This is a genomic window from Rhizorhabdus dicambivorans, from assembly GCF_002355275.1.
In the GTDB taxonomy this organism is placed as follows: Bacteria; Pseudomonadota; Alphaproteobacteria; order Sphingomonadales; family Sphingomonadaceae; genus Rhizorhabdus; species Rhizorhabdus dicambivorans.
On record NZ_CP023449.1, the window covers coordinates 3,895,886 to 3,911,993 of the forward strand.

The window sequence follows — 16,108 nt, forward strand, 5'->3', positions numbered from 1 at the left end:
GGGGCACGACCCGACTTTCCTCCCCTAAGGATATATCTATGCTCGAACTCTATCATGACTGGCGGTCCTTCTGCTCGATCAAGGTGAGGCTTTGCCTCGCCGAAAAACAGCTCCCTTGGGAAAGCCGGTTCGTCGATTTGATGAAGCTGGAGCATACGCGGCCGGAATATACCCGGCTCAATCCCAATGGGGTCGTGCCCACCCTGGTGCACAATGGTGTTCCGATCATCGAATCCACGATCATCAACGAATATCTGGAGGAGGTATTCCCGGAGATATCGCTGGTCCCCAGCGATCCGGTCGAGCGTGCGAGAATGCGCGCCTGGGTGAAGTTCGAGGATGACGTCCTGCATCCGTCGATACGCCCGGCAACCTTCACGCTGATGATGAGTCAGGAACTGGCAAAATTGTCGGATGTCGAACTGGATGAGCAACTGGCAAAACATCCCAACCAGCAGCGCGCGGAAGAATATCGGATTGCTGCACGCTCGCCCGTCGATCATGCTGCGGTCGAGGAGGCGAAGGTCAAGATGAGCAAGGCGCTGGATCGGCTGGAAAAGCAGCTCGACACCACCCCCTATCTCGCCGGTGACAGCTATTCGCTCGCCGATGTTGCGGCAGCGCCCTTTGTCGATCGGCTGGAAGAGTTGAATTTTGCCCGGCTATGGGACGACCGGCCCAGCCTGAGCGCCTGGATCGCTCGGTTGAAGTCGCGTCCTTCTTTCAGCGAGGCGGTGCCCCGCAGAGACCAGCGCTTCGCTGCGGCCGTCATCGCCTGACCTTGAGACGTACCGCCATAGGGCTTTGAACATGTCGGATTATGATTATGACCTCATCGTCATCGGTGCAGGTTCGGGCGGGGTGCGCGCCGCCCGCGTAGCAGCAGCGCATGGTGCGCGGGTTGCGATCGTCGAAGAATATCGGGTCGGCGGTACATGCGTCATTCGCGGTTGCGTGCCCAAGAAACTGCTCATCTACGGTGCGCATTTCGCGGAAGACCTGCGAGATGCCCGACAGTTCGGATGGCAGGTGCCGGATTGCCAGTTCGACTGGCCGACGCTGCGCGACAATGTGCTAGCTGAAGTCGATCGGCTGGAAGGTCTGTACCGCAATACTCTGGGCAGTCACGGCGTGACGATCTTGCCGGGAAGGGGGACGATTATCGGACCCCATGGCGTACGGATCGCCGGCGGGCAGGATGTCACGTCACGCATGATCCTCGTGGCAACCGGCGCGCGGCCGTTGCTGCCGTCTTTTGATGGCGCCGAACATGGGATCAGCTCCAACGAAGCCTTTCATCTGGACGATGTACCAAGGCGTATTGCGATCGTTGGCGGTGGCTATATCGCCAACGAGTTTGCCGGAATATTCAATGAACTTGGCTCGGCGGTCACGGTCATCAACCGCAGTGGCCAGCTTTTGCGCGGTTATGACCATAGCGTACGCGACCGGCTGGTCGAGATCTCGACGCGCAAGGGGATCGCATTTCGCTTCGATGCAAGCTTCGAGAAAGTCATAAAACTGGCCGATGGCTCGCTGAGCGTTCAGCTCGCGGGCGAAGACGCATTCTCCGTCGATTGCCTGATGTTCGCTATCGGAAGAGTGCCCAATAGCAGTGATCTTGGACTGGAGGAGCAAGGGGTCGAAATCGATCCTCTGGGCGCGATCATCGTCGATGACGATGGCCGCTCGACAGTGGGTTCGATCTTCGCTGTCGGCGACGTGACGAACCGCATCCAGCTTACCCCCGTCGCCATTCGCGAAGGGCAGGCTTTTGCCGATACGCAGTTCGGCGGGAAACCGCATCGCGTCGACTATCGCCATGTTCCGTCGGCCGTCTTCAGTCATCCGCCCATCGCTTTCGTCGGATTGACCGAGCAGCAGGCCCGCGATCAGGTCGGCGAGGTCAAGATATATACCTCCGATTTTCGCCCGATGAAGAATGTGCTGGCGAAGCGCGACGAGCGGGCGCTCTATAAAATGATCTGCGACGCAGATACCGATCGCATCCTGGGCCTGCATATGATCGGGCCGGATGCTCCCGAAATCCTGCAGGCTGCGGCCATTGCAGTCAAAGCGGGTCTTTCCAAAGCGGCATTTGACGAGACGATAGCCCTCCATCCGACGATGGCCGAAGAGCTGGTTCTGTTGAGATGACAATGCGCGATGTCGGCGCGCCAGCCGAAAAAGTGGCGCAGGCGCGCTTTGAGATGGTTTCCATCGGGCATGACGAGTTCGAAGCGCTGCGCAAGAGCCTTTCGGCCGCAACGGCTCAGGGCCTATATGAAACCTATCGGATCAGTCAGAACACCTGGTATAAATTGCGCGACGGCAAGCCGGTAAAGCGCAAGACGCTCGACCAATTGCGCGCGCGCTATCGGGCGCTGAGCAGGTCCGATTGAACCGCGATATTCGACGTGGTTCTGGCAGATGATGCGCTTGCACAAATAGCCGTCTCTCAGTCCGCAAACCTGACGAAGAGGTTGAGCCTGGCCATCGCGATCAAAGCGATCAGGGCCAGAGCGACTGGCAGTGCACCCAATGTGAACGCACCGGCTGCACCGGGTGATGCGGCCATGACCAGCGACCCGGCAAATGGTGCGCCGATTGCTCCAAGGCGCCCGATACCCGATGCGTATCCCGCACCCGTGGCGCGGATAGCTGCGGGATAGGCCAGATTGATCACGGCGGAGAGGCAGAATTGCGCGCCGACTATCGCCGCGCCTGCAAGCGCCAGCATGATGTAAAAACCGGTGCCGACTCCGTCCTGCATTGTGGATCGGCGTGGAAAAGGGACCCCGGTAGCGGGGGTGATCGGCGTCGAAAAAGGACCCCTCATCCCGGTGGTCTAGGCTGTTCGCTTGGCGGTGTGTCAGGCGGCGAGATCGGGATGTTGGTATTGGAGACGGTGTTGAGGATCCGGCGCGAACACGCGGCGGGGAAAGCCATCAAGGCAATCATGCGAGACCTGCATTTGTCTCGCAAAGTAGTGCGCAAGGCGATCCGGTCGCTGGAGGCGGACATGGGCTACCGGCGTGAGGTTCAGCCACTGCCCAAGCTGGCGCCGTTCCAGGCGCGACTGGACGCGTTGCTGGAGGAGGACGAGGCGCGGCCGCGGCGCGAGAAGCTGCGGCTCACGCGCATCCACGATCTGCTGCTGCGTGAGGGGTTTGACGGCTCGTACGACGCGGTGCGCCGCTATGCAGCGCGCTGGCGGCAGGTTCGGCGTCGCGACGTGATGGATGCGCCGGCATTCATCCCGCTGCTGTTCCGGCCGGGCGAGGCCTATCAGTTCGACTGGAGCCACGAGGACGTGGAGATCGCGGGCAAGCCGATGCGCGTGAAGGTCGCGCATGTGCGGCTGTGCGCATCACGGGCGATGTACGTGCGAGCCTATCCACGCGAGACGCAGGAGATGTTGTTCGACGCCCATGCGCGGGCGTTCGCCTTCTTTGGAGGCGTGCCGACGCGCGGCATCTACGACAACATGAAGACGGCGGTGACGAGCGTGTTCACCGGCAAGGAGCGGGTCTTCAACCGGCGCTTCCTGGTGATGGCCAACCACTACATGGTCGAACCGACGGCATGTTCGCCGGCAGCCGGCTGGGAGAAGGGCCAGGTCGAGAACCAGGTGCAGACCGCGCGTGGCCGCTTCTTCCAGCCACGCCTGCGCTTTGCCAGCATCGAGGAGCTCAACGGTTGGCTGGAGGCGGAGTGTCGCCGTTGGGCCGAGCTGCACCAGCATCCCGAGCAGAAGGAGCTGACGGTCGCCCAGGCCTGGGCTGCCGAACGGGCGGTGCTCCAGCCTGTGGTCGCGCCCTTCGACGGCTTCCATGAGAGCGAGCACGCGGTGAGCGGCACGTGCCTCATCAGCTTCGACCGCAACCGCTACTCCGTCTCCGCCAGGGCGGTGCGGCGTGCCGTCCAGGTCCGCGCCTATGCCGACCGCATCATCGTGCGCTGCGACGGCCAGGTCGTCGCCGACCATCCCCGGTTTTTCGGGCGCGACCGGACCATCTACGACCCGTGGCATTACCTGCCGGTGCTGGTGACCAAGCCGGGTGCCCTGCGCAATGGCGCGCCGTTCCAGGGATGGGAGTTGCCACCTGCGCTTTCACGGCTGCGGCGCAAGCTCGGCGCCGGGGATGATGCCGACCGGCGGTTCGTGCGCGTGCTGGCGACGGTGCTCGACGACGGGCTGGAGGCGGTGGAAGCGGCCGTGCGCGAAGCATTGCTGGCCGGCACCGCCAGCGACGATGTCATCGTCAACATCCTGGCCCGCCGACGCGAGCCGCCCCGGCCGCTGACCATCGTCACGCCCGAGGACCTGGCGCTGCGCCATCCGCCCCGCGCCGACTGCACCCGCTACGACAGCCTGCGAGGCCTCCATGCAGCGGCATGAGATGATGACGGCCATGGCCGAGTTGGGGCTGAAGGGCATGGCTGGCGCCTTCGACGAGGCGGTCACCACCGGTCTCCAGCGCAAGCGCACGACCATGGAGGTTCTGACAGACCTGCTGCGTGCCGAGGCGACGCACCGCCATGCGGCGTCGGTCCGCTACCGGATGTCGGCCGCCAGGCTGCCGACCGTAAAGGACCTCGACGCCTTCGTCTTTGACGATACTCCCATCAACGAGGGGCTGGTGCGCTCACTGCACAGTGGCTCGTTCCTTCCCGGCCGGCGCAACGTCGTGCTGGTCGGTGGAACGGGCACAGGCAAGACGCACCTTGCCACCGCCATCACCGCCAACGTGGTACGAGCTGGCGCCCGCGGGCGCTACTTCAACACGGTCGACCTGGTGAACCGGCTCGAGGAGGAAACGCGCCTCGGCAAGGCCGGCACGCTGGCAGCCCAGCTATCCCGCCTCGACCTCGTGGTGCTCGACGAGCTCGGCTACCTGCCCTTTGCCCGCTCCGGCGGTCAGCTGCTCTTCCATCTGGTGAGCAAGCTCTACGAGCGCACCTCGGTCATCGTCACGACGAACCTCGCCTTTGGCGAGTGGCCGACCGTCTTCGGCGACCCCAAGATGACCACCGCGCTGCTCGACCGCATTACCCACCACTGCGACATCGTCGAGACCGGCAACGACAGCTGGCGCTTCAAGCACCGCAGCTGACGCCTGGGGCACCCCGCAGAGAACGCTTCGCGCTGGTTGCGCCTCCGGTCGGGCTACGCCCGCCCTACGCCACAACCAGCGCGAACGGCGCGCCCGTCATACCCGTCACGCTGCTCGACGAAGGGGGTCCCTTTTGCACGCCGATAGGGGGTTCCTTTTGGACGCCGATTGACAAACTAGGCGAGCAAGCGTTGGCGCAGGCGCGCCGCCAGGCATCGTCGCCGTGGGACATCATAGCACGCGACGCCGATCAGGCGTTTTCGGGTGACAAAACCGGCCTCAGCCCCTGGTGGGCGATGGAAGGCGCGGAACTAAAGCGGCATTTGTTCGCGCTTCCCCAAAGTCGCGACATTGATCGATTCGCAAAGTTGAGGACGCAGAGGCTGCTCTATCGCCTTGCTTTGGGACAGCCAGACCAGGAGGATCTTGTCGAGCTGTTGACGCATCACGACGAGGAAACAACGCGGTCGCTTCAGGCGCTGACCCTCGATCTCTCCGCGTTCTCCCGACAGGAAAACCTCGATGAATAGCGGCGGGCCGGCCGCGCCCCGGCACGCCCGTCCTATTCATGCGGAGCAAGCTCCCCCTCACGCGCCGGACCACATGACGAGCCTGGCTTGGGCTTCATGCGGTCTCCCGCCAATTTATATCCATTGTTAGCCGCACTCCCTACGCCGGAAGATTGATACTTCCCTGACTGCTTCCCCGCGCTCATGTTTGGTCATGCAGGAGCGTGCCCCATTGAGGCTCGGCGAGCGTCTTGGTGTCTCTGAATGACCGGCGCATTCCGAAAAGCGTCTCACACGCTCGACCATCAACGATCAACACCGGCGGATCATCTGTCGAAGGAGGGCGTATGTCAGAGACCACATTTCTCACGCCGGAAGAGGTGGCCGAACGCTATCGCGGCAGCGTTTCCATCGGCACCCTTCGGAACTGGCGCGCGATGAAGATCGGGCCGTCATTCGTCAAAATCGGTAAAGCGGTTCTCTACCGGGTGGATGAGCTTGAAGCGTGGGACCACAGGAATCGCGTGCAATGCCGCGCTTCAAGGGAAATTGAGCAAAACGCCCAGGATCGCTCGTGATCGCTCAGTCCAAATGGCGGGCGCGCTGGTCGGCGCTCTCAGCGCGCCCGCCCGCCCTCAGTTCATGGGAAGCAAACTGCCCCTCATGCGGCCGGATCTTATGGCGACCGACCTAGTGGGCTTCATGCGGGTTCGCCGCCACTCCCACCGCCATGCTTGATCCGCTCCACAGTGCGGCGTCTCCCATGGTCCCCGCGCTTTTCGGGTCCGGGTCCCCAAATCTTTTCAGGCCGCCGGAGGTTCCGCCGTCGGACCAAGCGTGTCGATCTCGGCGATCTTCTGAAACTCGCCGAGATAATCCTGCTGGTGTGTCGCCAGCCAGCGGACCACCCTGTTGTTCGCTAACAGCTTGGCGATGTATCCGCGCGCGACGGTCAGATGCAGATTGTCGATGCCGTAGGTCTCCTCGACCGACTTCACCTGCGTCTGGAGCGCCGCCAACTCGCGTTCCATCCGGGCGATCTGTTGGCCCGAAGGCGTCGGCTTGCCGCCGCCCTTGCCCTTCTTGGCCGTAGCGAGCTGATTTTCGGATGTGGCCGCGCGCAAGGCTCGGGCGAACATCACCGTGAAATTGTTCTGACCGATCATCAGGTCGGCGGCTTCGATCTGACGGACGGAAGTCATCTGGCGCAGAATGTCGAACACCTTCATCGAACAGGGCGTGTCCTTCAGCATCTCGGCCGCTTCGGGACTGATCCCTTCGAGCAACCGAAAACGCCGCAGCACCGACTCGACCTGAAGATTCAAGGCGGCGGCAATGTCAGTCGATGCGACGCCCCGGTCCATCGCACGCGCGATCATCCGATGCTCCTGGATCGGTGGAATGCGGTTGACCCGCTTGTTATAGGTATAGGTGTCGTCGTCTGCGGCGAGCAGGCACTCGACTTCGGCGATGCCAAGTTCCTTCAGCGCCTCGAGCCGCAAATGGCCATCGAGGAGATACCACACCCCGACGTTTTTGGCGTCGGCCATCACGACCGGCGCTTCGATCAGGCCGATCGCCTTGATCGAGCTGAGTACTTGGGCATAGGAGCGGCCCGCCCTGGCCCCGTCGGGCAACGTCTTGAGCGGAACGATCGACGCCACCGGGATGGTCAGGAAATCCCGATCGAATGCAAGATGGATATGGCCGTCCTCTCGACCTTTCATGTCGTCAGCCATGGTCGTCTCCCGACACACGCCCCTTGAGCGCCCGCGGCATGGTAGCCAGTCCTTCCGCTCTCAGCAGATTGACGAAGCCATCATCGGCGAGCAGGTCTTTCAACGCCTCGACGACAAACAGCAGACGAGTCTGGGTGAAATCGGATTTCTTGACGAGCAGCCGCTGCTTTTCCGCCTCGCGCTGGTAAACCTGCATGAGGTCCGCCGCCGTCATTCGACGGCTGCTGGCTTTCCGGCCAAGACGGCCGGCCGGCAAACTACCCCGCCGCTGGCTTTGCATGCGCATTTCGAGCAGACGGCGGACAGCGGCCAGCTTCTTGCCCCTGAGCTTGCCGGTCTCATAGGCGTCGAGGAGCAGATTCTGCGCCTCTTCCGTCTCGGCCTTGGAAATCTCCATCGCCAGTGTGATCGGTATGAGCCCGGTTTCGACCGCGGCGACGAGCCGTTCCTCGCCCCGCTCGAGAAGCGAGGCGATCATGTTCACCCAAGATGCTCCAACGCCGATCTTCTCCGCGATTTCGGCATCGCTGTAACCGCGAGAGCGTAAGGCGCCGATCTCTTTCATGAGGTCTATGGGCCGCGGAGTGCGCCGCGCGATGTTTTCGACCAGGCTCATCACGAGACATTCGCTCTCGCTGGCCTCGATCACTACGGCCGGGATCTCCGTCTGCCCCAGCATCTGGAAGGCTTCAAGGCGGCCTTCGCCGCAGACGAGATCGTATCGCGGTCCCCCAGCGCCATCCCGGCGACTTACCGTGATCGGCCGCTTCAGACCGATGGCCTCGATATTGTTCACGATCTCCCGGTGCTGGCGCTTGTTGCGAGCGCGCGGGTTCAGAACCGTGATCCGGGAGATGGGGATCATTTCGATCCTTTTTGGTCGAACAGTGGACATCAGGCGGCCTCCCCAAGCGGTATTGGCGTCGCGATGTCGTAGAGAAGGTCGAGGCTGTCGAAACGGTAGGCGTCGAGCCCGAGCGCGTTGTCCTCCGCGAGCCGCAGCTTTTCGGAGAGCATCTCGATCCGCGGGAACAGGTAGTAGTCGAGCGGTGCGCGATTGGCGCTGTCCATCCGCACGACGATCGTGATGTCGGGCGTGAGCGAGGTATCGAAGCGCAGGTTCCATCGAAGGAGCCCCGTCGGCGTCTCCATGCAGCGGGCCACCACCACGGAGACGCTGAACTCGCCGTTGACGATCACCCGGTCGGTCTGGATATCCTGCCAGGCATCGCTGCCCGTGGCCCGCAATCCGTCGAGCACCTCTCGGAGAATGCCGGGATGGAGCTTTCGCAGCTCGCGGTTGATTTCGACATAGCGGTAATCCCGATCCGGCGTGAAGCCTACCAGACCGTAGGCGCGAAGCAGGCTGCCAAAGCGGGCGCTGTAGGCGCTGCTGGACGGCATCCCGTCGCATTCGTCGATGACGATGCCGGAGAGCAAACCCCTTTGTTGATAGAGCTTCCTCAGAGATTCCAGCATCTCCTCGTCACTCAGGCGGAAGGAGCGCGCACCGATGATGGTCCTGGCCGCCTCGAACAGCTCGCGCTCGACGACGGCCGCGAAGGCATCCTGCGCCCTGATCCACATTTCGGGATCATTTTGGACGCGCTTTTTCTTCAGCTTGAAGGACCGGCGATTCCATACGTTGTCGCCGACATATTTCTCATTGATAAGAATCTGATGGACGGTTCCCCTCGTCCAGGACCGCCCGAGATCGGTGGAAATGCCCCGTCTGTTGAGATCGCACGCAATCTCGCTCTCGCTGTATCCCTGATGGACGAATGCCCGATAGATCTCGCGGACCAGCTCGACTTCCTCGGCGGGGCCGAGCGTCAGGATCACCCGATCGGTCTGGATGCTCTTGTGCTCACCTCGTGCGAGAAACCCCTTGGTGGCCCCATGCTCGTCGATCAGGGTCCGCCGCAGGCCGAAGCCCGCCGGTCCACCCTGACGATAGCCCTTCTCGATCAGCCGGCCCTGACCCGCGAACACCTTGGTTGAGAGCTCACGGCTGTATTCGCCGGCCATCGCGCGCTTGACACCCTTGACGATGGTAGAGATCGGGCTGCCATCATTGTCGAATTGCTCGGCGCAATACTCCACGGCGATGCCGGCGCGGCGGCATATATATTCGTAGTAGGCGCTCTCATCGGCGTCCTGAAAGCGCCCCCAGCGGCTGACGTCATAGACAACCACCAAAGTGAAATCGGCGTTGCCGGACTGCACATCGTCGATGAGCTGCCTGAGCGCGTCGCGACCCTCGATCTTGAGGCCGCTCTTGCCAGCATCGGCATATGTTTTGACGATCTCGATTCCGCGCGCTTCGGCATACTGCTTGATCGCGTCGGATTGGTTTTCCGTCGAATACTTCTGATGATCCGTGGACATGCGGACGTATTCGGCAGCCCGAAGAGCACGTTCGGGCTGCCCTGACCGATCATCATCCCAACGTCTCCGGGTCATCACATTGCGCCCTCGCGAAACTGCCTGCGGCGGTCCGGGCGACCTACCGCCGCAGTGCATGACGGGCCGCTGCCGCCACTCCGCACGGAAACAGCTTAACTGCGGAGAGAACGGAAGATGTTGCCGAAAACGGGCAGGAAATTACCCCTATGGAATGGCGTTCTCGGGGGACGTGAAATCTATGCGCGCACCATCGCCGAGTTGCTGCGCAAGGAGCATGGCGATAGTCATCGCGCGATCAAACAGCTCATGCGGCAGACCGATGCGAGCGAGAGAACCGTCAAACACTGGCTCTCCGGGCAGCACGGGCCGGACACACTGTATTTCCTGCGTCTCGTCGTTTCTTCGCCGGTTATCAGAGCCTTCTTTCTCGGCCTAATCGAAAGCCCGATGGCGACCCCGCCGAACGATCCGGTAGATCGCATTTCGGTTGCACGAGCCCGAGAAGCCTATGCTGCCGGCGAGGCCGCTGGAAGGGACGTAGCGGCACACAGGCCGAAAAATGACCCTAATCATGTCCCTGAACGTGACCCTATAAATGTCCCTGATCAAGCGGAACTCAACGAGCGGCAGCGCTGGTTTCTTGATCGAGTCGCAGAGAAACGCAGCGACGCCCAGGAAATCGCGGCAGTTTGGGCAGTCAGCGTGAAAACGGCGCGGCGGGACATTGCCGGGCTCAAGGCGGCTGGTCTCATATCCTACGTCGGCTCCCACCGAAAAGGGCGATATCGGGTCATTGCCCACAATCGATCGCTGTAGGTTCAACAACGCCGGTGCTCAGGCATCTGACCGCAGCTTCCATGAGATCACCGATCATGAAGACCGCCATAACGACTTTGGAACGGTGTCGTGGCTATATGGGCAGATGAAAACGCGAAACGATATTGAATTCAAACGAGTCGTAGCGCTCACCGATGCCCCAGGGCGACTGGTGCAATACGTCCCCAGACGGGTGGTTGCATGATCGAATGGATCATCGGCGCGGCGCTTCTCGCTGGTGGTCTTTTTGGCACCGGCAAAGCGAAGCAGCCAAGTGCGCGACCTACGCCGAGCCCTCGCGAGGATTTTCCTGCCAAGGTCGCGCAGTGGCGCGCCAGCTGGGAACCGGCTGTCGATCGCTCGCGCTGGATCCCCAAAAGCATGGCATCGCGCATCATCGCTCGTTTCCCACCTCCCAAGCGCTCAAGCATCTCCTTTTCATGGCTGGGAGGCGATCGCGTCGAGCAGGAGCTGCTCGCCGAATTTGCCACGCATAATATCGCCTATCTGGCAAAGCAGAAGGAGCGGCTGAAGCCCTTCTTCGATACTGTCGAGAAAAACCCGCTCACCGACGACCAGATGGATGGATGCATCTGCATGGACGATGCGGTGCAGATCGTGGCTGCGGCGGGGTCGGGCAAAACGTCGACCATGGTCGCCCGGGTGGGCTATGCCCTCCACGAAGGCATCGTGACGCCCGAGCAGATACTCGTTCTCGCCTTCAACCGGGCCGTGGCTGAAGAACTCCAGACCCGGATCAAGGCGCGGCTGGCAGGGTTCGAAGGCATCGATGCCGTGACCGTAAAGACGTTCAATGCCTTTGGTCTGGGCGTGATCGGCAAGGCGACGGGGCGCAAGCCTTCGCTCGCCGAATGGGCCGAACCGGGACGGGATGGGGCCATGATCGTCGAGATCATCGACAATCTGCGGACCAGTGACGACAAGTTCCGTCACGACTGGGATCTGTTCCGTACAGTTTTCGGCCGCGACATTGGTTCATGGAACGAGCCTGCGCGGCCCAACGCCCACCGCGACGGGCGGCGAGGTATTCTCACCGCCAATGGCGAGATCGTCAAAAGCGAAGAGGAGCGGATGATCGCCGACTGGCTCTTCTATCATGGAGTCCAGTACCAATACGAACGCCCCTATGAGCATGATACCGCCACCGAGCACCATCGGCAGTATCGTCCTGATTTTTTCTACCCGGAGATCAATCTCTATCACGAGCATTTCGCGCTCGACGAAAAGGGACAAGCACCTGCACATTTCGGGGGGGATTATGTCAGCGGTGTCCACTGGAAACGCGGACTTCATGCCGAAAAAGGCACACGGCTCTTTGAAACTACTTCCCATGGGATCAGGCGCGGCGAGGGCTTCGCAAGCCTTGCTAATGAGCTGAAACGGAGCGGGATCGTTCTCCAATATGATCCTGACCGCCCGGGCAAAGGGCAACGACCCATCACTACCGAACAGCTCGCCGCGACAATCCGGATTTTCCAACAGCACGTCAAAAGCAACGGTCTCTCCCCCGCGCAACTCCAGGGCGCCGCCGCCAAGGATGCGCAAGGCCATACCGACCGAACGGCCCGGTTCCTGGCGCTCTTCGAACGTATTGCGCACGAGTGGGAACGCCGGCTTCGTGACGCGGACTGTATCGACTTCGACGATATGCTGCTCATGGCGATCGAGCATATTGAGAGCGGTCGGTTCGCGAGCCCCTATTTGATGGTGCTGGCCGATGAATTTCAGGACACCTCACGTGCCAAGGTACGCATGCTGAAGGCTCTGCTGAAGAACGCTGGCGAGGAGTCGCATCTATGCGTTGTTGGCGACGACTGGCAGGGCATCAATCGATTCGCAGGGGCCGATATCTCGGTCATGACCGAATTCGAGAAGGTATTTGATCATTCGACCCGGCTCATGCTGAACACGACGTTCCGCTGTCCCGCGCAGTTATGCGAGGCCTCGAGCACCTTCGTTCAGACCAACCCCCGGCAGATCAAGAAGACGGTCGAGACGACGAATCCCTATGCGAAGAAGGCGCTGCATGCCTTCGCCGCGGACACGCCGGCATTGGCGCAGGAACGGCTCGAGCAGGATCTGCAAAGCATGTACGATTTTGCTCGGGACGGGCGGCTGAGCACGGATGTCGGCGGCCGCATCAGCGTGATGATGCTCGGCCGCTATAACAGTGACGAACCCCCTGGCTGGCGACGATGGCAACGACGCTTCGGCGAGTTTCTGAGTATCGAGTACCGCACGGTCCATTCCTCCAAGGGCCTCGAAGCCGACTATGTGATGCTCCTAAACCTCGTGGAGGGCATGATGGGCTTTCCAAGCCAGATTACCGACGACCCGGTCCTTCAAATCGCGATGCCTGAACCCGATTCCTATCCCTTGGCCGAGGAGCGCCGCCTCTTCTACGTTGCGCTCACACGGGCTCGTCGCCAGGTGCGCATCTACACCCAGGCAAACGCACCTTCACGCTTCCTGAGCGAACTGGCGAGAATCGGCTCGGTAGAGGTGGAGACGGAGGGAGGAGTGCTTTCCCCGTGCCCGAAGTGCGGCGAGGGTGCGATGAGGCGGTACGACGGGCAATATGGCCCGTTTGAAGCGTGCAGCACCCACCCGCGCTGCGATTTCAAGCGCAACCTCTCGGTGGAAAGTCCCCGTGGAGGGGCGCCGTCCAACCGGGTGAGAATTGCACGCTCGATGTCTGCTGGAGAATCCTGCCCCACCTGCGGCGATGGATTAATGGTCGTTCGTTCCAGCGGAGCATATCAACCGTTCCTGGCTTGCTCGGGCTATCCTTCCTGCAAAACTACCGCTGCCCTTGACGGAGGCACTGAGGGTAGCGCAACTCGGGCACAGACATCGCCCGGTTGATCACCTAGCCGGAACCGGCTCGCGGACTGCCCAAGCGGCTACGCCGAATCGGTGAGATAGGAGAGTAAGGCGCAAGAGATTGGGTTCAGAGCCGTGCATCAAAGGAATTCACTGAGCGCGCCGATGATCGCTCGTGACGATCACGATAGCGCACTTAATGCCGCTCCCTATTCCCGGCACCACCCATGGAGCCACACAGAAAAACGACTTATATTTCAAAAGGATAGATTACGCCGTCGGATGATCCACAACCATCCGTCGGGCGATCCCGAGCCAAGCCGCCAGGACGTTGCCCTCACCCGCGAACTGATCGCCGCCGCGAAGCCCTTGGGCATCACCATTCACGACCATATCGTCGTCGGTGCCCAAGGTCAGACGAGCCTGCGGAGCCGCGGCCTGATTTGAACGAAAAAGGGCGGCCCACGGACCGCCCTTCCGTCCGGCAAGGATCGATCAGGCCGAGAGGAACACGGCCAGTTCATTCGGCGAAATAGCGCGATCCTTGTCGGTATCGGCCTTGGCAAAGTCCGATGCGGTGGCGTTGAGCACCTTCACCGCGGGCAGATTGGACTTCTTGCTCGTCTTGGTCTTCTCGACCTGGGCGGTCATGTCCTGCCCCTTGGCCGCCAACAGCCAGGTGCCGAACTCGAGCGCCGTGAGCTTGCCCTTGTTCCCTTCATCATATTTCGCCCAGTCCGCATTGACCTTGGCAGCTGCGTCCGCGGTGGCCGTGGGCGCGGCAGGCGCAGCAGCCGTGGCGGTTGTCGCAGCCGTTCCTTCGGTGCTGGCCGTGGCGGCAGGCGTCGACGGCGTCGTGGCCGCCGCGTCGGCAGCGGGTGCGGTCGACTGCGCTACGCTTGCGGCGGGCGCGGCATCGGGGGCGGCAGGTGCGGCGGCGGCCGTGTCGGCGGGAGCGCTCGATTCGGCCCGCGGCGGCGATGCGGTGGCGGTATCGGGCGCGGGCTCGCTGCCGGCGCTCTGCGCGAAAGCCGCACCGGACAGGGCGAGCATCGCAGCGCCGCCCAACAGGATCAGCTTGGTCATATCATCTCTCCTGATCTGGATCAGAGGCGTTGTCGGGAGCAGTGGCTGCCCCGATGATATTGAAACCAACAACCGCATCTCGGGTTTCCCGATTCGGAACCGCAACGTATGCGCATGGCCACATCTTCGACGAAGCGGGCGGTTTGCGGGCCCAACACTCGTTCCGCCGGAAAAAATCGGACGGAAGCCCTATGGAATGAACCTGTCCCGCGCGATTGCCCCTCCCCCTCCCCTCTGCTAGGCGCCCCGGCATCAAATCCGCTTGCAGCAAGGACGGCCCATGATCCCCCGCTATTCCCGCCCCGAGATGGTCAAGATCTGGGAGCCGGAAACGCGATTCCAGATCTGGTTCGAGATCGAGGCGCACGCGACCGACGCGCTGGCCGATCTGGAAGTCGTACCCAAAGAAGCGGCCAAGGCGATCTGGGAAAAGGGCGGCTTCGATGTCGCCCGGATCGACGAGATCGAGGCTGAAGTGAAGCATGACGTGATCGCCTTCCTCACCAGCGTCGCCGAGCATGTCGGCGAGCCGGCGCGCTTCATGCACCAGGGGATGACCTCCTCGGACGTGCTCGACACCTGCCTCGCGGTGCAACTGGCCCGTGCATCGGACATATTGATCGCCGATCTCGACAAGCTGCTCGAAGCGATCAAGCGCCGCGCCTATGAGCACAAGATGACGCCGACCATCGGCCGGAGCCACGGCATCCACGCCGAGCCGGTGACCTTCGGCCTCAAACTCGCCCAGGCCTATGCCGAGTTCGCGCGCAACCGCGAGCGGCTGATCGCCGCGCGGGCCGAGATCGCGACCTGCGCGATTTCGGGCGCCGTCGGCACCTTCGCGAATATCGATCCGCGAGTGGAGGCCTATGTGGCCGAGAAGATGGGGCTGACCGTCGAGCCGGTCTCGACCCAGGTGATCCCGCGTGACCGGCACGCCATGTTCTTCGCGGTGCTGGGCGTGATCGCCTCGTCGGTCGAGCGGCTGGCCACCGAGGTCCGCCATCTCCAGCGCACCGAGGTGCTGGAGGCGGAGGAATATTTCTCGCCGGGCCAGAAAGGTTCGTCGGCGATGCCGCACAAGCGCAACCCGGTGCTGACCGAGAATCTGACCGGCCTCGCCCGGCTGGTGCGCGGCTATGTCACCCCGGCGCTGGAGAATGTCGCGCTATGGCACGAACGCGACATCAGCCATTCGTCGGTCGAGCGGATGATCGGCCCGGACGCGACAGTGACACTCGATTTTGCCCTCGCCCGCCTCACCGGCGTCATCGACAAGCTGCTCGTCTATCCCGCCCGGATGCAGAAGAATCTCGATCGAATGGGCGGGCTCGTCCATTCGCAGCGCGTGCTGCTGGCACTGACCCAGGCCGGCATCAGCCGCGAGGACAGCTATCGCATCGTCCAGCGCAACGCGATGAAGGTGTGGGAATCAGACGGCCAGCTGTCGCTGCTCGAACTGTTGAAGGCCGATCCGCAGGTGACGGCGGCGATCAGCGCTGCCGAGCTCGAGGAGAAGTTCGACCTCGACTATCATCTGAAGCACGTCGACACGATCTTCGCGCGCGTCTTCGGCTGATCCGCCGGGCGC

Annotated in this window: 16 protein-coding genes; 11 read left to right on the forward strand and 5 right to left on the reverse strand. The window is 62.2% G+C overall.

Features of this window, described 5'->3' with window-relative positions:
- The first annotated feature begins 38 nt into the window (after positions 1–38).
- Genes CMV14_RS18325 through CMV14_RS18335 form a run of 3 tightly spaced genes read left to right on the forward strand, consistent with a single transcriptional unit; the run spans position 39 to position 2,402 of the window.
- Positions 39–779 (forward strand): glutathione S-transferase family protein, encoded by a 741-nt coding sequence (locus CMV14_RS18325; protein WP_066962641.1) that lies wholly within the window; start codon positions 39–41, stop codon positions 777–779.
- A gap of 31 nt (positions 780–810) precedes the next feature.
- A complete protein-coding gene (gene gorA / locus CMV14_RS18330; RefSeq protein WP_066962638.1) occupies positions 811–2,157 on the forward strand; it encodes a glutathione-disulfide reductase in 1,347 nt (448 codons plus the stop codon).
- Between the two features lie 2 nt (positions 2,158–2,159).
- Positions 2,160–2,402 carry a hypothetical protein gene (locus tag CMV14_RS18335; protein WP_066962628.1) on the forward strand — a complete coding sequence of 81 codons (243 nt, stop codon included), beginning with the start codon at positions 2,160–2,162 and terminating at the stop codon, positions 2,400–2,402.
- 56 nt (positions 2,403–2,458) lie between these two features.
- Here the strand turns inward: CMV14_RS18335 and CMV14_RS18340 are convergent, their stop codons facing one another.
- Positions 2,459–2,773 (reverse strand): MFS transporter, encoded by a 315-nt coding sequence (locus CMV14_RS18340; protein ID WP_066962626.1) that lies wholly within the window; start codon positions 2,771–2,773, stop codon positions 2,459–2,461.
- A gap of 117 nt (positions 2,774–2,890) precedes the next feature.
- Here CMV14_RS18340 and istA point away from each other — a divergent pair, with 117 nt between their 5' ends.
- The 4 genes from istA (at position 2,891) to CMV14_RS18360 (ending at position 6,204) form a co-directional block, all read left to right on the forward strand.
- Entirely contained in the window at positions 2,891–4,402 is a 1,512-nt protein-coding gene (gene istA / locus CMV14_RS18345) for an IS21 family transposase (RefSeq protein ID WP_083215826.1), read from the forward strand.
- A complete protein-coding gene (gene istB / locus CMV14_RS18350; RefSeq protein WP_066962620.1) occupies positions 4,389–5,117 on the forward strand; it encodes an IS21-like element helper ATPase IstB in 729 nt (242 codons plus the stop codon). Before istA ends, istB begins: the two co-directional genes overlap by 14 nt.
- A 191-nt stretch (positions 5,118–5,308) precedes the next feature.
- Positions 5,309–5,647, forward strand: a complete 339-nt coding sequence (locus tag CMV14_RS18355) for a hypothetical protein (protein ID WP_066962617.1) — start codon at positions 5,309–5,311, stop codon at positions 5,645–5,647.
- 326 nt (positions 5,648–5,973) lie between these two features.
- The gene (locus CMV14_RS18360) at positions 5,974–6,204 is read left to right on the forward strand and encodes a helix-turn-helix transcriptional regulator (protein ID WP_066962615.1); all 231 of its coding nucleotides are present in this window, start codon (positions 5,974–5,976) and stop codon (positions 6,202–6,204) included.
- Positions 6,205–6,429: 225 nt separating this feature from the next.
- On the opposite strand, the gene CMV14_RS18365 is transcribed toward CMV14_RS18360, so the two are convergent.
- The 3 genes from CMV14_RS18365 to CMV14_RS18375 are packed head-to-tail and all read right to left on the reverse strand — an operon-like array spanning position 6,430 to position 9,753.
- On the reverse strand, positions 6,430–7,365 hold the full coding sequence (locus CMV14_RS18365) for a plasmid partitioning protein RepB C-terminal domain-containing protein (protein ID WP_066962611.1): 936 nt from the start codon (positions 7,363–7,365) through the stop codon (positions 6,430–6,432).
- The gene (locus tag CMV14_RS18370; protein ID WP_524539027.1) at positions 7,358–8,230 is read right to left on the reverse strand and encodes a plasmid partitioning protein RepB C-terminal domain-containing protein; all 873 of its coding nucleotides are present in this window, start codon (positions 8,228–8,230) and stop codon (positions 7,358–7,360) included. The genes CMV14_RS18365 and CMV14_RS18370 overlap by 8 nt, the downstream gene beginning before the upstream one ends.
- Before the next feature lie 29 nt (positions 8,231–8,259).
- Positions 8,260–9,753: a recombinase family protein gene (locus tag CMV14_RS18375; RefSeq protein ID WP_066962604.1), complete on the reverse strand. Its 1,494-nt coding sequence runs from the start codon at positions 9,751–9,753 to the stop codon at positions 8,260–8,262.
- Positions 9,754–9,945: 192 nt separating this feature from the next.
- On the opposite strand from CMV14_RS18375, the gene CMV14_RS18380 reads away from it, so the two are divergent.
- The 3 genes from CMV14_RS18380 (at position 9,946) to CMV14_RS27515 (ending at position 13,878) form a co-directional block, all read left to right on the forward strand.
- Positions 9,946–10,587, forward strand: coding sequence for a Fic family protein (locus tag CMV14_RS18380; RefSeq protein ID WP_083215823.1), 642 nt, complete (start codon positions 9,946–9,948; stop codon positions 10,585–10,587).
- Positions 10,588–10,788: 201 nt separating this feature from the next.
- Complete coding sequence (locus CMV14_RS18385) at positions 10,789–13,473, forward strand: UvrD-helicase domain-containing protein (RefSeq protein ID WP_066962598.1); 2,685 nt, start codon at positions 10,789–10,791, stop codon at positions 13,471–13,473.
- Positions 13,474–13,596: 123 nt separating this feature from the next.
- The gene (locus CMV14_RS27515) at positions 13,597–13,878 is read left to right on the forward strand and encodes a JAB domain-containing protein (protein WP_083215822.1); all 282 of its coding nucleotides are present in this window, start codon (positions 13,597–13,599) and stop codon (positions 13,876–13,878) included.
- A 48-nt stretch (positions 13,879–13,926) separates the two neighbouring features.
- Here CMV14_RS27515 and CMV14_RS18395 read toward each other — a convergent pair whose 3' ends face one another.
- On the reverse strand, positions 13,927–14,517 hold the full coding sequence (locus tag CMV14_RS18395; RefSeq protein WP_066962595.1) for a hypothetical protein: 591 nt from the start codon (positions 14,515–14,517) through the stop codon (positions 13,927–13,929).
- A gap of 280 nt (positions 14,518–14,797) precedes the next feature.
- On the opposite strand from CMV14_RS18395, the gene purB reads away from it, so the two are divergent.
- Positions 14,798–16,096 carry an adenylosuccinate lyase gene (gene purB / locus CMV14_RS18400; RefSeq protein WP_066962592.1) on the forward strand — a complete coding sequence of 433 codons (1,299 nt, stop codon included), beginning with the start codon at positions 14,798–14,800 and terminating at the stop codon, positions 16,094–16,096.
- Positions 16,097–16,108 lie beyond the last annotated feature (12 nt).

What these genes read in the sequence shown, in the direction of transcription:
- CMV14_RS18325 (WP_066962641.1), top strand. Translation starts at nt 39, where the DNA reads ATGCTCGAACTCTATCATGACTGGCGGTCCTTCTGCTCGATCAAGGTG.
- gorA (WP_066962638.1), top strand. Translation starts at nt 811, where the DNA reads ATGTCGGATTATGATTATGACCTCATCGTCATCGGTGCAGGTTCGGGC.
- CMV14_RS18335 (WP_066962628.1), top strand. Translation starts at nt 2,160, where the DNA reads ATGCGCGATGTCGGCGCGCCAGCCGAAAAAGTGGCGCAGGCGCGCTTT.
- CMV14_RS18340 (WP_066962626.1), bottom strand. Translation starts at nt 2,773, where the DNA reads ATGCAGGACGGAGTCGGCACCGGTTTTTACATCATGCTGGCGCTTGCA.
- istA (WP_083215826.1), top strand. Translation starts at nt 2,891, where the DNA reads ATGTTGGTATTGGAGACGGTGTTGAGGATCCGGCGCGAACACGCGGCG.
- istB (WP_066962620.1), top strand. Translation starts at nt 4,389, where the DNA reads ATGCAGCGGCATGAGATGATGACGGCCATGGCCGAGTTGGGGCTGAAG.
- CMV14_RS18360 (WP_066962615.1), top strand. Translation starts at nt 5,974, where the DNA reads ATGTCAGAGACCACATTTCTCACGCCGGAAGAGGTGGCCGAACGCTAT.
- CMV14_RS18365 (WP_066962611.1), bottom strand. Translation starts at nt 7,365, where the DNA reads ATGGCTGACGACATGAAAGGTCGAGAGGACGGCCATATCCATCTTGCA.
- CMV14_RS18370 (WP_524539027.1), bottom strand. Translation starts at nt 8,230, where the DNA reads ATGATCCCCATCTCCCGGATCACGGTTCTGAACCCGCGCGCTCGCAAC.
- CMV14_RS18375 (WP_066962604.1), bottom strand. Translation starts at nt 9,753, where the DNA reads ATGTCCACGGATCATCAGAAGTATTCGACGGAAAACCAATCCGACGCG.
- CMV14_RS18380 (WP_083215823.1), top strand. Translation starts at nt 9,946, where the DNA reads ATGTTGCCGAAAACGGGCAGGAAATTACCCCTATGGAATGGCGTTCTC.
- CMV14_RS18385 (WP_066962598.1), top strand. Translation starts at nt 10,789, where the DNA reads ATGATCGAATGGATCATCGGCGCGGCGCTTCTCGCTGGTGGTCTTTTT.
- CMV14_RS27515 (WP_083215822.1), top strand. Translation starts at nt 13,597, where the DNA reads ATGATCGCTCGTGACGATCACGATAGCGCACTTAATGCCGCTCCCTAT.
- CMV14_RS18395 (WP_066962595.1), bottom strand. Translation starts at nt 14,517, where the DNA reads ATGACCAAGCTGATCCTGTTGGGCGGCGCTGCGATGCTCGCCCTGTCC.
- purB (WP_066962592.1), top strand. Translation starts at nt 14,798, where the DNA reads ATGATCCCCCGCTATTCCCGCCCCGAGATGGTCAAGATCTGGGAGCCG.